At 71.9% G+C, this 14,436-nt stretch carries 8 protein-coding genes; 3 read left to right on the plus strand and 5 right to left on the minus strand.

Annotated features, from left to right (window positions below; all coding sequences use genetic code 11):
- Positions 1–28 precede the first annotated feature (28 nt).
- Positions 29–3,757: an ABC transporter ATP-binding protein gene (locus ABZT74_RS09575; protein WP_355863126.1), complete on the minus strand. Its 3,729-nt coding sequence runs from the start codon at positions 3,755–3,757 to the stop codon at positions 29–31.
- A gap of 132 nt (positions 3,758–3,889) precedes the next feature.
- Complete coding sequence (locus ABZT74_RS09580) at positions 3,890–4,813, minus strand: serine hydrolase (protein ID WP_355863124.1); 924 nt, start codon at positions 4,811–4,813, stop codon at positions 3,890–3,892.
- A gap of 215 nt (positions 4,814–5,028) precedes the next feature.
- On the opposite strand from ABZT74_RS09580, the gene ABZT74_RS09585 reads away from it, so the two are divergent.
- The 3 genes from ABZT74_RS09585 (at position 5,029) to ABZT74_RS09595 (ending at position 10,034) form a co-directional block, all read left to right on the plus strand.
- Positions 5,029–7,329, plus strand: a complete 2,301-nt coding sequence (locus ABZT74_RS09585) for a glycosyltransferase family 39 protein (protein ID WP_356433911.1) — start codon at positions 5,029–5,031, stop codon at positions 7,327–7,329.
- A 222-nt stretch (positions 7,330–7,551) separates the two neighbouring features.
- Positions 7,552–8,355 (plus strand): endonuclease, encoded by an 804-nt coding sequence (locus ABZT74_RS09590; RefSeq protein WP_355863122.1) that lies wholly within the window; start codon positions 7,552–7,554, stop codon positions 8,353–8,355.
- A gap of 191 nt (positions 8,356–8,546) precedes the next feature.
- A complete protein-coding gene (locus tag ABZT74_RS09595) occupies positions 8,547–10,034 on the plus strand; it encodes an FG-GAP and VCBS repeat-containing protein (protein ID WP_356433913.1) in 1,488 nt (495 codons plus the stop codon).
- Between the two features lie 82 nt (positions 10,035–10,116).
- On the opposite strand, the gene ABZT74_RS09600 is transcribed toward ABZT74_RS09595, so the two are convergent.
- The 3 genes from ABZT74_RS09600 to ABZT74_RS09610 all read right to left on the minus strand — a co-directional run bounded on the left by ABZT74_RS09600 (position 10,117) and on the right by ABZT74_RS09610 (position 14,288).
- Complete coding sequence (locus ABZT74_RS09600) at positions 10,117–11,802, minus strand: thiamine pyrophosphate-binding protein (RefSeq protein ID WP_356171880.1); 1,686 nt, start codon at positions 11,800–11,802, stop codon at positions 10,117–10,119.
- Complete coding sequence (gene speB / locus ABZT74_RS09605; protein WP_081217395.1) at positions 11,799–12,764, minus strand: agmatinase; 966 nt, start codon at positions 12,762–12,764, stop codon at positions 11,799–11,801. Before speB ends, ABZT74_RS09600 begins: the two co-directional genes overlap by 4 nt.
- A 63-nt stretch (positions 12,765–12,827) precedes the next feature.
- Positions 12,828–14,288: a sodium:solute symporter gene (locus tag ABZT74_RS09610; RefSeq protein WP_356171878.1), complete on the minus strand. Its 1,461-nt coding sequence runs from the start codon at positions 14,286–14,288 to the stop codon at positions 12,828–12,830.
- Positions 14,289–14,436: the final 148 nt, after the last annotated feature.

The following is a 14,436-nucleotide window of genomic DNA, read 5'->3' on the forward strand; positions in this document are numbered from 1 at the left end:
CGTCCGCCGCGCCGCAGGTTCTCCGGTGTCAGGCGGTGGAGCCGACCGGCTCCTCCGGCTCCGGGTCGCCGACGAAGGTCCGCCACAGGGCGGCGTACCGCCCGTCCCGGCGCAGCAGCTCGTCGTGCGTGCCGTCCTCGGCGACGCGGCCGTGGTCCATCAGCACGACCCGGTCGGCGCGGGCGGCCGTGGTCAGCCGGTGGGCGACGACCAGCGTCGTACGGCGGCCCGCGAGCCGGTCGGTGGCCTGGTTGACCAGCGCCTCGGAGGCGAGGTCCAGCGCGGCGGTGGCCTCGTCCAGGAGCAGCACGTCCGGGTCGACCAGTTCCGCCCGGGCCAGTGCGATCAGCTGGCGCTGTCCGGCGGAGAGGTTGCGTCCGCGCTCGGCGACCTCGTGGAGGTAGCCGCCCTCCAGCGTGGCGATCATGTCGTGGGCGCCGACCGCGCGGGCGGCGGCCTCCACCTCGGCGTCACCGGCGTCGGGACGGCCGTAGGCGATGGCGTCGCGGACGGTTCCCTGGAAGAGGTAGGCCTCCTGGGGGACGACGCCGAGGCGGTGCCGGTAGGCGGTGATGTCGAGGGCGCGCAGGTCCGTTCCGTCGACGGTGACCCGCCCGCCGGTCGGGTCGTAGAAGCGGGCGACGAGCTTCACCAGGGTCGACTTGCCGGCGCCCGTCTCGCCGACGAAGGCGACGGTCTGGCCGGCCGGGATGCGCAGCGACACCGCGCTGAGCGCCTCCTCGGCGGCGTCGGCGGGTCCGTAGGCGAAGTCGACGTCCTCGAAGGCGATCTCGCCGCGCAGCGACAGCACGTCGAGAGGTTCGTCGGCGGTCTTCGTCGAGGTCGGCTCCTGGAGCAGTTCCTGGATGCGGCCCAGCGAGACGCTGGCCTGCTGGTAGCCGTCGAACACCTGCGAGAGCTGCTGCACGGGCGCGAAGAACAGGTCGATGTAGAGGAGGTAGGCGACCAGCGCGCCGGTCGAGAGGGTGCCGGCGTCGATCCGGTCGGCGCCCACGATCAGCACGGCCGCGGCGGCGACCGAGGAGAGCAGCTGCACGAAGGGGAAGTAGACGGAGATCAGCCACTGTCCGCGGATGCGCGCGCTGCGGTAGCTGTCGCTGCCCTCGGTGAACCGCGCCCCGCTCGCGTCCTCGCGCCGGAACGCCTGGAGGATCCGCAGTCCGGACACCGACTCCTGGAGCTCGGCGTTGACGAGCGAGACGCGCTCGCGGGCCAGTTCGTACGCCTTGACGCTCGCACGGCGGAAGAAGAACGTGCCGATGACGAGCGGCGGGAGGGTCACGAAGACGACCACGGCCAGCTGGACGTCGATGATCAGGAGGGCGCCCATGATGCCGAAGAAGGTGACGACCGAGACGAAGGCCGTGACCAGGCCGGTCTGCAGGAACGTGGACAGGGCGTCGACGTCGGTCGTCATCCGGGTCATGATCCGGCCGGTCAGTTCCCGCTCGTAGTAGTCGAGGCCGAGACGCTGGAGCTGGGCGAAGATCTTCAGGCGCAGCGCGTAGAGGACCCGCTCGCCGGTGCGGCCCGTCATGCGGGTCTCACCGATCTGCGCCGCCCACTGGACGAGCACGGTGACCAGGCCGAAGGCGGCGGCCGCCCACACCGCGCCGAGCGCGACACGGGTGACGCCCTGGTCGATGCCGTGCCGGATCAGTACGGGCAGCAGCAGGGTCATCACCGCGTCGACGGCGACCAGCGCGAGGCTGACGAGCAGCGGGGCGCCGAAGCCGCGGAGCAGCCGGCGCAGTCCGTAGGAGTCCTCGGCCCGGACCGCCTGGGCCTCGTCGACGTCCGGCACGTCGGTGGCCGGGGGCAGCGCCTCGACCTGGGTGAGGAGGCCGGGGGTGGCGGGCATCCCGTCGAGCGCGGTGTCGCGGGGTTCGCGGTCGCCCGTCCACAGGTGGGGCGTCACCCCGCGCTCGGCGTCGAACTCGGCGTCCAGTTCGTCGCGTACGGAGGTGTCCTCGCGGGGCGCGGCGGGCCGGGCGTGGCCCGGGGACACGCCGCCCAGTTCGTCCGGGTCGGTGAGCAGCCGCCGGTAGAGCGCGGAACGGGCCTGGAGTTCCTCGTGGGTGCCGATGTCGGCGAGCCGGCCGCCGTCGAGGACGGCGATGCGGTCGGCGAGGTTCAGGGTGGAGCGGCGGTGGGCGATCAGCAGGGTGGTGCGGCCCTCCATGACATGGCTCAGCGCCTCGTGGATCTCGTGCTCGACCCGGGCGTCCACGGCGGAGGTGGCGTCGTCGAGGACGAGCAGCCGGGGGTCGGTGAGGATCGCGCGGGCGAGTGCCACGCGCTGGCGCTGGCCGCCGGAGAGGGTGAGGCCGTGCTCGCCGACGGTGGTGTCGTAGCCGGCGGGCAGCTCCACGATGAAGCGGTGCGCCTGGGCGGCGCGGGCCGCGGTCTCGATCTCGTCTTGGGTGGCGTCGGGACGCCCGTAGGCGATGTTGGCGCGGATGGTGTCGGAGAAGAGGAAGGAGTCCTCGGGGACGAGTCCGATCGCGGCGCGCAGCGACTCGGTGGTCAGCTCGCGGACGTCGTGGCCGCCGACGAGCACGGCGCCGTGGGTCACGTCGTAGAAGCGGGGCATCAGCAGCGAGACCGTCGACTTGCCGGAGCCGGAGGTGCCCACGACGGCCAGGGTCTCGCCCGCGCGGATCTCGAAGCTCAGCCCGTCGAGGACCGGCCGGCCCTCCTCGTATCCGAACGACACGTCGTCGAACTCGACGGTGGCGGGCGCGTCGGCGGGCAGCTCCTTGGTGCCGTCCTTGATCGACGGGCGGGTGTCGATGAGTTCGAGGACCCGCTCGGCGCCCGCGCGGGCCTGCTGGCCGACGGTCAGGACGACCGCGAGCATCCGCACCGGTCCGACGAGCTGCGCGAGGTAGGTGGAGAAGGCGACGAAGGTGCCGAGGGTGATCTGGCCGCGCACCGCCAGCCAGCCGCCGACGGCGAGCATCGCGACCTGGCCGAGCGCGGGCACGGCCTGCAGGGCCGGGGTGTACTTGGCGTTCAGCCGGATCGTGCGCAGGCGTCCCGCGAAGAGCCGCCGGCCGACCTCGCGCAGCTTGCCGGTCTCCTGGTCCTCCTGGCCGAAGCCCTTGACCACGCGGACGCCGCTGACGGCTCCGTCGACGACGCCCGCCACGGCGGCTGCCTGCGCCTGCGCGTACCAGGTGGCCGGGTGCAGCTTGGAGCGGCTGCGCTTGGCGACGAACCACAGGGCGGGGGCGACGGCCAGCGCGACCAGGGTCAGGGGCAGCGAGAGCGAGGCCATGATCGCGAGGGAGATCAGGAAGAGCAGCACGTTCCCGATGGTCATCGGGAGCATGAAGAGCAGGCCCTGGATCAGCTGGAGGTCGCTGGTCGCGCGGCCCACGACCTGTCCGGTGGAGAGCTCGTCCTGCCGCCGCCCGTCCAGCCGCGTGATCGTCCTGTACATGTCCGTACGGAGGTCGTGCTGGACGTCGAGGGCGAGCCGTCCGCCGTAGTAGCGGCGGACGAAGGTGAAGGCGTAGACGAGGACGGCGGCGCCGAGCAGCGCGCCCGCCCAGGGGGCCATGCCGCGGCTGTGGTCGCCGATCACGTCGTCGATGATCACCTTGGTGATCAGCGGGACCACGGCCATCAGGGCCATGCCGCCCAGGGACGACCCGAGTGCGAGCACCACGTCCTTCGGGTACCGCCACGCGTACCCGGCGAGTCGCCGTGCCCATCCCCGTTCCGTCGCCACGCCGGTACCTTCCGTAGATCTCACTCCGCCGGAGGCACCAACACCGGATGAAGCGGATTTCATCCCTCCGCAACAATCCTCCGCCCGTCGGGCGCGGAGGCCGGACGGGCGGAGGCGGGGACGGTCGCGGGGTCAGTGCGACGGAAGGGCGGGGAAGGCTTCCCGGGGCGACGACGTCGGCGTGTACCGGTGGGCACTGACCGTGACCGGGACGAGGTCCTTGTGGATGGCACGGGCCACGCCCTGGATGGTGGCGACGCCGTAGTCCATGGTGCTGTTGCCCTGCGTGAGCACCGTGATCATGTAGTCGTGGCCGCCGCCGGCGAAGGTGCCGACGCTGTGCACCCGCCACCCGTTCGTGGCGCGCGAGAGCCAGCCGTTCTTGACGTGCACCGCGACCGACGCGGGCGCCCCCGCCGGCGTGCCCCAGCGCTGCGAGGAGATGACCTTGCCCATGAGTTTCAGGACGTAGGCGCGCGCGTTGTCGCTCAGCACGGAGTTCTTGGCGGTGAGCAGGGCGAGCAGCTTCTGCTCGTCACGGACCGTGATCTGGGTGAGGCCCCAGTAGCCGTCGGCGCCCGGCTTGGTCTCGGTCATCCCGGCGGCGGCGAGGAAGCCCTTGACCTTCGTCGTACCGAGCTGCTTCCACAGGGAGGTGGTCGCGTTGTTGTCGGACTGGGTGATCATCGCGGTGGCGAGACCCGTCTCGCGGGACGTCAGATACCGGTTGTGCTTCTTGGCGTCCCACAGCAGCGTGGCGAGCACGGTCACCTTCACCACGCTGGCCGAGTCGAAGGCGGACGTGCTCCGCAGCGTGCAGGTCGTCTTGGTGGAGCGGTCGTAGAGACCGACCGCGACGGTGCCCTTGCGGCCCGCGAGCGCGGCGGTGATGTCCTTCTGCAGTTTGGCGGCCAGACCGGCCTTGCCCGACGTACAGCTGACGGCGGGCGCCGGCGCGGCGGCGGCCGGAGCCGCGGCGACCGCGAACGGCACGATCACCCCGGCGCCCAGGCTCGCGGCGAGCACACGGGCACCCCGGGATATCCGGTGAGTCATGGAGGCTTCCCATCCCCTTGGACCGATAAGAGCGCACCCCCGGCACGCTCGCCCCAGATGACTCGCCTGGGCGTACGAAAGTTGTACGGGCGTTCCGATGAATGGAGTGGCGCGTCCCAGGTGTACGGGCTTTCGGGCGGCGGGGGCCGGGCATCCACAGCTCACCCCCAGCAGGAGCACAGTCCGTACCCATCGGTCCGGGTCATGGTGCGGTGGTGACGTCTGCCACCGATCCCCTGCCCGACGCCCCCACGACCCCCCACGCACCGCCGGAACCCGGCGCGGCCGATCCCACGCGAGCCGCGCCGGACGCGACGGACGCGCCCCGCTGGTCGCTGCCCGTGCTCCTGGCGATTCTCGCGCTGGCCGCGGCGCTGTACTCCTGGAACCTGTCGGCCTCCGGCCTGAACAGCTTCTACAGCGCCGCCGTGCTCAGCGGTACGCAGAGCTGGAAGGCCTGGTTCTTCGGCTCGCTCGACGCGGGCAACTTCATCACGGTCGACAAGCCACCGCTCGCGCTCATGACCATGGGCCTGTCCTGCCGTGTCCTCGGCTTCGGCACCTGGCAGATGATGGCGCCGATGGTCGCCGCGGCGCTCGGCACGATCTGGATCCTGCACTCCAGCGTGAAGCGGTACTTCGGGCACGCGGCCGCCGCGCTCGCCGCGCTCGTCCTCGCCCTCACGCCGATCACGGTCGCCATCAACCGCGACAACAACCCGGACACCCTGCTCGTCCTCCTCATGGTGGGAGGCGCCGCGCTCGGCCTGCGGGCCACCCGTACCGGCCGGCTGCTGCCGCTGCTCGGTTCCGCGGTCTGCTTCGGTCTCGCCTTCAACACCAAGATGCTCCAGGGCTACATCGCCCTGCCCGCCGTCCTCGCCGTGTACCTCTGCGCCTCCCGGCTGCCCTGGGCGCGCAAGGCCCGCGACCTGGCGCTCGCCACGGTGACCCTGGTCGTCGCGAGCTTCTGGTGGGCGGCCGCCGTCTCCCTCGTACCGGCCGGGGAGCGCCCGTACATCGGCGGCTCCACCGACGGCTCGGCCTGGGACCTGATCATGGGCTACAACGGCCTGGGCCGGGTGCTGGGCGGCGAGGGCAACGGCGGCGGAGGCGGAGGAGGCGGCGGGACCTTCGCCGGGACCGCCGGCATCGGCCGGATGTTCAACGAGGTCCTCGGCGGCCAGATCTCCTGGCTGCTGCCGTTCGCGGGCATCGCGCTCGTCGGCGGCCTCGTGCTGCGCGGGCGGGCCCCGCGCACCGATCCGGCCCGCGCCGCACTGATGCTGTGGGGCGGCTGGACCGTCCTGCACTACCTGACCTTCAGCATGGCCGAGGGCACCATGCACCCCTACTACACGACCGCACTCGCCCCCGGCATCGCGGCGCTCACCGGCGCGGGCGGTGTCCTGCTGCTGCGCGCCTTCCGCGGCGGGGACGCCCGCTGGAGGTGGGTGCTGCCCGCGGGCCTGGCGGTCACCGGGCTCTGGGCGGTCGTGCTGCTGCGCCGCGCGGCCGGCTGGAACAGCTGGCTGTGGCCGGCCGTCGCGGTCGTGACGGTGCTGGCCGTCGCGGGCCTGTTCGCCGGCCGTTCCGGCAACCGCGCCCGCCTGCTGGCCGCGTCCCTTGCCGCGGCGGTCGTCGCGGCCCTGGCCGGCCCGGCGGCGTACGCCGTCGCCGAACCCGCGGGCTCGGCCGGCGGCGGTGGCATGGGCGGGACGAACCCGACGGCGGGCCCCACCACGGGCGGCGGCTTCGGCGGCGGTCCCGGCGGCGGGCGGGGCGGCTTCGGCGGCGGAGCGCCCGGTGGCGGACAGGGCGGACCGAACGCCGAGGCCGGTGGCCCCGGCGGGGCTCAGGCGCCGGGCGGCGAGGCACCCGGCGGGGCAGGGACCGGCGGTGAGGCTCCCGGCGCCGGCGGCGGCACTCCGCCCAGCGGATTCCCGGGCGGCCAGGAGGGCGGTGCGGGCGGTGAACTCCCCGGCGGATCCTCGGGCCGCTCCGGAGAGCGGAGCGCCGGACCCGGCGGCGGGGGCGGGGGCATGGGCGGAACGACGAGCAGCGCCCTGGTCTCCTACCTGGAGAAGCACCGGGACGGCGCCACCTGGCTGCTGGCGGTGTCCAATTCACAGAGCGCGTCCCAGCTGATCGTCAGCACCGGCGAGCCCGTCATCTCGATGTTCGGCTTCACCGGTTCGGACAAGGCCATGACGCTCACCAGGCTCAAGGAGCTGGTGCGCACGGGCGAGTTGCACTACATCCAGCTCGGCGGGGGCATGGGCGGCGGCGCGGGCGGCGGCGACACGCTCAGTGCGCGGATCACCGCGTGGGTGGAGAGGAACGGCACGGCGGTGAAGGAGAGTGCGTACGAGAAGTCGTCCTCGTCCGCGGCCACTTCGGGCTCGGACTCGGCCGCGAAGACCGGCTCGGGTTCCTCCGCCGGAACCGGCGCCTCGAACGGCGGCGGCACGTCGCAGTCGGCGCTCTACCGGCTGGACCCCTCCGACCTCGACTGACCCCCGCGAACCCGCTCCTGGTCGGTCCGGAGCGCACCCGCGACGGCGGCCCCCGACCCCTCTCCGGGTCGGGGGCCGTCGTCGCGTCAACTTCCTTGCACACCACACAGTTTGTTGAATCCCGACACAGAACCGACACTTCTCCTTAACCCCAAGCACCGCATGTCCATGTCACGCTCCCGGTTATCCGCTCCATTCAACCCGCGTAGAACGGACACCCCCATGCCCGCCACGCACATACGGCGCTGGAAGACCCTGGCGCTGACGACGTCCGCGGTACTCGTCGGACTCACCCTCCCGGCCATGACCGCGTCCCCCGCGAGCGCGACGAACACCTCGTACGACAGCACGTACTACAAGAACGCGGTCGGCAAGACCGGCACGAGCCTCAAGTCCTCGCTGCACACGATCATCAGCAGCCAGAGCAAGATCTCGTACTCCGCGGTCTGGAACGCGCTGAAGGTCACCGACCAGGACCCGAACAACAGCAGCAACGTGATCCTGCTGTACAGCGGCGTCTCCCGCAGCAAGACCCTCAACGGCGGTGACGTCGGCGACTGGAACCGTGAGCACACCTGGGCCAAGTCGCACGGCGACTTCGGCGAGGTGACCGGCCCCGGCACCGACCTGCACCACCTGCGCCCGGCGGACGTCCAGGTCAACGGCATCCGCGGCAACCTGGACTTCGACAACGGCGGCAGCACGGTGACCAACGGCGGCGGCAGCCGCGTGGACTCCGACTCCTTCGAGCCGCGCGACGCGGACAAGGGCGACGTGGCCCGCATGATCCTCTACATGGCCGTGCGCTACGACGGCGGCGACGGGTTCGCCGACCTGGAGCCCGACGAGAAGGTGAACAACGGCAGCGCCCCGTACATCGGCAAGCTGTCCGTGCTCAAGCAGTGGAACGAGCAGGACCCGCCGAGCGCCTTCGAGGAGAAGCGCAACCAGGTCATCTACGACACCTACCAGCACAACCGCAACCCGTTCATCGACCACCCCGAGTGGGTCGAGGCGATCTGGTAGCCCGACGGTCCCGGTAGCCGCCTGAACTCCCGCAGTGATCACAGGAGTTCAGGCGGCTCCCGCTCACCCCTGTCACTGAATGGTGACAAATGAATGGCCTGAGGGTGTACAACCAGTGACCCCCTGCCCGAGTCGCACTCCGTGGACGCGTCGGACCACCGCGTCCGGAAGACGACGAAAGGCAGCACCTGATGTCCCGAGCACGACGCCGCGACCGTTCCACGCGGCTGACCGCACCCCTGGCCGCCGCCGCCCTGCTGGCCGGGGGAGCCGGCGCCTGGGCCCTCACCGGCGCGACCGCGCAGGCGGCGACCGGATCGGCCGCCGTCCAGGACGACTTCAACAAGGACGGCTACGCCGACCTGGTCGTCGGCGCGCCGGACGCGACCGTGTCGAGCAAGGCCAAGGCCGGGTACGTGGCGATCATGTACGGCTCCGCGAGCGGCCTGTCCACCGACAAGAAGCAGATCGTCAGCCGCTCCACCACGGGCGTGCCCGGCTCCGCCACCGCGAGCCAGCACTTCGGCTCCACCTTCACCAAGGGCGACCTGGACAAGGACGGCTACACCGACCTCGTGATCGCCGGCGGCACGACGGGCTCGGTCGTCCTGTGGGGCTCCGCCTCCGGGCTCACCGGGGGCACGGCCATAGCCGGGTACGGCGCCGCGCCGCAGGCCGGTGACTTCGACGGCGACGGCACCGCCGACCTCGCCCTGTTCTCCGCGCAGTCCGTCGGCGGCGACGACCCCGCGGGCGCCCCGGCCACCCTGTGGAAGGGCCCGGTCTCCCGCGCCGGAAAGCCGGCCGCCGTCCTCAACATCCTCGACAAGTCGGCCTGGTGGGGCTACGACGAGGACGACGCCTCCTGCGCCACCGGCGGCGGCTGCGAGGAGGACGGCGACTCGATCACCGGCCCCGTCGTCTCCGGCCAGGTCGGCGACGTCAACGGCGACGGCCGGGACGACATCGTCCAGTGGTACTACACCGGTGACGGAACGTGGGGCAACCGGCTGCTGTACGGCAGCCCGACGGGCTTCAAGCGCACCGACGCCCCCGGTGACGGCGTGAACCAGACCGCGTCCGGGACCGGTGTCGGCGACGTGAACGGCGACGGCTTCGACGACGTCGTCGTCGGCGCCGACGGCTGGAACGACAAGGTGCGGATCGCCTACGGCTCCTCCGCCGGACTCACCGACCACGTGCAGACCTTCGACCAGGACCTGGCCGGCTTCCCCGGCGTCCAGGAGGAGGCCGACGAACTCGGCTCGGCCGTCTCGGTCGCCGACGTCACCGGTGACGGCTACGCGGACATCGCGCTCGGCATCGCCGGCGAGGACGTCGCCGGCGTGGTCGACGCCGGTTCCGTCGCGCTCGTGCACGGCGGCGCCTCCGGCGTCACCGGCGCCGGCACCCAGGTCTTCCACCAGGACACCGCGGGCATGCCCGGCGTCGCCGAGACCGACGACCGGTTCGGCGTGGCCACCGCGCTGCTGGACGTCGACGGCAACGGCCGTCGTGACCTCGCCGCCTCCTCCACCGCCGAGAACGCCTCGGCCGGCGCGGTCTGGGTGCTGCGCGGCACGACGACCGGCCTGACCACCACGTCCGCCCTCGCGTTCGGCCCGAAGACCATCGCGGCGCCCGACGTGAAGGCCCGCTTCGGCGCGTCCCTGCGCTGACCTTCGGCACACGACGGAGCGCCGGGGAGTGTCTCGCACACTCCCCGGCGCTCCCGTGTCCTCGCCGGCGCTTCCGTCCCGGTCAGTCCAGGTGCGTCGGCGCGAACATGCGCAGCACGGCGGGCAGGACGACCACCGAGGGGCCGGGGGCGGCCAGCGCCTTGGACAGGTCCGCCTCCAGCGTCTCCGGGCTGGTGAGGGTGCCCGGCACGCCGAACGACTCGGCGAGTGCCACGTAGTCCGGGCGGGACAGCTCGGTGGCGGTGGCCTGGCCGAACGTGTCCGTCATGTACTCGCGCAGGATGCCGTAGCCGCCGTCGTCGACGATGAGCCAGGTGACGGGCAGGCCGTACTGCTTCGCCGTCGCCAGTTCGGCGATGGAGTACAGCGCTCCGCCGTCACCGGACACCGCGAGGACCGGGCGGGAGGGGTCGGCCGCGGCCGCGCCGAGCGCCGCCGGGAAGCCGTAGCCGAGACCGCCGGCGCCCTGGGCGGAGTGCATGGTGTTGGCGCCGCGCGGGTCGAAGGCCGACCAGGCCCAGTAGGCCAGGATCGTCATGTCCCAGAAGGACGGCGAGGTGGCCGGCAGGGCGCGGCGCACGGATGCCAGCACGTCCTGTTCCAGGGTGAGTTCCTGGCCCGCGATACGGTCCGCGACCTGGGCGAGCACCGAGGTCACGCGGTCCGCCGCCGAGGGGTCGGGGCGTTCCTCCACCGTCTCCAGGAGCGCGGAGAGCGCGAGCCGGGCGTCCGCGTGGATGCCGAGCGCCGGGTGGTTGGACTCCAGCTTGCCGAGGTCCGCCTCGATCTGGATCACCCGCCCGCGCGGCTTGAACGTGTGGTAGTTCGAGGAGAGTTCACCGAGGCCGGAGCCCACCACAAGCAGGACGTCGGCGTCCTCCAGGAAGTCGGTCGTGTGGCGGTCCTCCAGCCAGGACTGGAGGGACAGCGGGTGCTCCCAGGGGAAGGCGCCCTTGCCGCCGAAGGTGGTGACGACCGGCGCGTTCAGCCGCTCGGCGAGCCCGCGCAGTTTGCCGGAGGCGTCGGCGCGCACGACCCCTCCGCCCGCGATGATCGCGGGGTGCTCGGCCGTGGAGAGCAGATGGGCGGCCAGCGCGGTGAGTTCGGGTCGCGGGACGACATCCTCCGGGGTGGCGTCCATCGCGGTCACCACGGGCAGGGAGGTCTCGGCGAGCAGGACGTCCTGCGGGATCTCCACCCACACCGGTCCGTGCGGGGCCGTCAGCGCCGACTCCCAGGCCGCGGCGATCGCGGAGGGGATCTGGGACGGCGTACGGACCGTGTGGACCGACTTGACCACGCCCCGGAACGAGGCCTGCTGGTCGGGGAGTTCGTGCAGATAGCCGTGGCGCCCGCCGCCCAGGCCAGCGGTGGGGATCTGGCTGCTGATGGCGAGGACCGGGGCGGAGGCGGCCCGCGCCTCCTGGAGGGCGGCCAGCGAGGTCAGCGCGCCGGGCCCGGTGGAGAGCAGCAGCGGCGCGGCCTCGCCGGTGACCCGGCCGTAGGCGTCCGCGGCGAATCCGGCGTTGTTCTCGACGCGCAGTCCGACGTACTGGAGGGAGGAGCGGCGCAGCGCGTCGAACATGCCGAGCGCGTGCTGGCCGGGCAGCCCGAAGACGGTGGTCGCGCCGAGGCCGGAGAGGGTCTCCACGACCAGGTCTCCGCCGTTGCGGCCGGGGGGCGGGTTGAGCGCGGCCTCCGTCTGCGCCGCCGAGGGACGGAGAACCAGGTCGTGGTCGTGGGTCACTTGTTCCGGGCCTCCGCGATCTGGCGGGACATGATGGTGGTCAGTTCGTAGGCGGTGTGGGACGCCGCCACGGCGGTGATCTCCGCGTGGTCGTAGGCCGGGGCGACCTCGACGACGTCGGCGGAGACCAGGTTGCAGGACGACAGTCCGCGCAGGATCTCCAGGAGTTCGCGGGAGGTCATGCCTCCCGCCTCCGGGGTGCCGGTGCCGGGCGCGTGCGCCGGGTCGAGGCAGTCGATGTCGATGGAGATGTAGAGCGGGCGGTCGCCGATGCGCTGGCGGAGCTGGTCGGCGACCTCGTCGGCGCCGCGGCGGTAGATGTCCGCCGAGGTGACGATGCCGAAGCCCATCTTCTCGTCGTCGGTGAGGTCCTGCTTGCCGTACAGCGGGCCGCGCGTGCCGACGTGGGAGAGCGCCTCGGTGTCGAGGATGCCCTCTTCGACGGCACGGCGGAACGGGGTGCCGTGGGTGTACTCGGCGCCGAAGTACGTGTCCCAGGTGTCGAGGTGCGCGTCGAAGTGGAGCAGGGCGACCGGGCCGTGCTTCTTGGCCACCGAGCGCAACAGGGGCAGCGCGATGGTGTGGTCGCCGCCCAGGGTCATCAGCCGGGCGCCGGTGCCGAGCAGTTCGTCGGCGGCGGCCTCGACCGTCTCCACGGCCTCGTTGATGTTGAACGGGTTCGCCGCGATGTCACCGGCGTCGGCGACCTGGGCGAGGGCGAACGGCGAGGCGTCCTGGGCCGGGTTGTAGGGGCGGAGCAGCCGGGACGCCTCGCGGATGGCGTTGCCGCCGAAGCGGGCGCCCGGCCGGTACGAGACACCGGAGTCGAACGGCACACCGACCACGGCGACGTCGGCGGTGCCGACCTCGTCGAGGCGCGGCAGCCGGGCGAAGGTCGCGGGACCGGCGTACCGCGGGACGCGGGACGAGTCGACGGGGCCGCGGGGCGTCTCGTTGCTCATGGGGTGATGCCTTCTTTCCTACGCTTCGTCGCGTATGTACAACTAAGTACAAGTAGTACGACTCTACTGGTGAACCGGGACCGGTTCGGACAAGGGTTCGGCGTCACGGCCGGCCAGCCGCTCGCGCCAGACGGCCAGCACCGCGGCGTCGGTCGCCGGCGTGGCCAGCGAGACGATCACGTAGGCGGCCAGGGAGAGGAGCAGCCCGTAGTAGACGGGCTCATTCGCGAGGATGCCGTACCCGGCCATCAGGCCGATGACAGCGAGACCGCCCACCACGACGGAGGCGAGCGCGCCCTGCGCCGTACCGCGCTTCCACAGCAGTCCGCCGAGGATCGGCACGAGCAGTCCGGCCACGAGCAGGTTGTACGCGACGGTCAGCGCCTCGACGACGTTGTTGAGCGCGATCGCCGTGCCGATCGCCGCGACGCCCATGATCAGGATGAAGACGCGGTTGCCCTTGACCTCGTCGTGTTCGGCGGCGCCGGGCTTCACGGCGCCGCGCAGCCGCGACCAGATGTCGTTGTTGGCCACGGTGGCGCAGGCGATGAGCGCGCCGGAGGAGGTGGACATGACGGCCGCGAGTGCCGCGGCGAGCACCAGGCCGCGCACGCCGACCGGGAGTTCGTCCTTGACGATGGTCGCGAAGGCGGTGTCGGCGCTGGGCAGCTTCGGGTACATCACCTTGGCCGCGGTGCCGATGACGGCGCCGGCGACGGCGTAGACCAGGCAGTAGGTGCCGGCGACGGTGCCGCCCCACCGGGCCGTCCTGTCGCTGCGCGAGGTGAACACGCGCTGCCAGATGTCCTGCCCGATCAGCATGCCGAACGTGTAGATGAGGACGTAGGTGAAGATCGTCTCGCCGCCGATGCCCAGCGGGTCGAAGTACTCGGTGGGCAGCTTGGCCTTCATCTCGCTGAACCCGCCGGCCTTGATGACGGCGATGGGCAGCAGCAGGAGCAGCACACCGATGGTCTTGACGACGAACTGCACCATGTCGGTGAGGGTGATCGACCACATGCCGCCGAGCGTCGAGTAGGCGACGACGATCGAGCCGCCGATGATGATCGCGAGCGTCCGGTTCATGTCGAAGAGGACGTCGAAGATCGTGGCGTACGCGATGGTCGAGGTGACCGCCAGCATCAGGGTGTACGCCCACATGACGACACCGGAGATGACACCGGCCCGGCCGCCGTAGCGCAGGTCGAGCATCTCGGAGACGGTGTAGACCTTCAGGCGGGCGATGCGGGCGGAGAAGAAGACGCTGAGGGCCAGCAGGCCGAGGCCGATGGTGAAGACCATCCAGGCCCCGGAGAGGCCGTACTGGTAGCCGAGCCCGACGCCGCCGATGGTGGACGCGCCGCCGAGCACGATGGCGGCCATGGTGCCGGAGTACATGGCGGGTCCGAGGCGCCGCCCGGCGACCAGGAACTCGCTCTTGGACTTGGCGCGGCGCATGCCCCACCAGCCCATGGCCAGCATGCCGGCCAGATAGACGACGATCACTGTGTAGTCGACGGCCATGGGTCTCCTCCGGGCACTGGGTGGCGTGTCGTGCGGTGGTGTGGGGAGCCGGCAACTGATCGCGGGGACATCCGCCCGTACCCACGGCTGCCGGTCGGGACCGACACTAGGTGGCCGGAAAGCGACTGCGAAGTGTACGTTTCATCCA

Source organism: Streptomyces sp. NPDC005302, from assembly GCF_040607345.1.
Classification (GTDB): domain Bacteria; phylum Actinomycetota; class Actinomycetes; order Streptomycetales; family Streptomycetaceae; genus Streptomyces.

What these genes read in the sequence shown, in the direction of transcription:
- ABZT74_RS09590 (WP_355863122.1), top strand. Translation starts at nt 7,552, where the DNA reads ATGCCCGCCACGCACATACGGCGCTGGAAGACCCTGGCGCTGACGACG.
- ABZT74_RS09610 (WP_356171878.1), bottom strand. Translation starts at nt 14,288, where the DNA reads ATGGCCGTCGACTACACAGTGATCGTCGTCTATCTGGCCGGCATGCTG.
- ABZT74_RS09580 (WP_355863124.1), bottom strand. Translation starts at nt 4,813, where the DNA reads ATGACTCACCGGATATCCCGGGGTGCCCGTGTGCTCGCCGCGAGCCTG.
- ABZT74_RS09595 (WP_356433913.1), top strand. Translation starts at nt 8,547, where the DNA reads ATGTCCCGAGCACGACGCCGCGACCGTTCCACGCGGCTGACCGCACCC.
- speB (WP_081217395.1), bottom strand. Translation starts at nt 12,764, where the DNA reads ATGAGCAACGAGACGCCCCGCGGCCCCGTCGACTCGTCCCGCGTCCCG.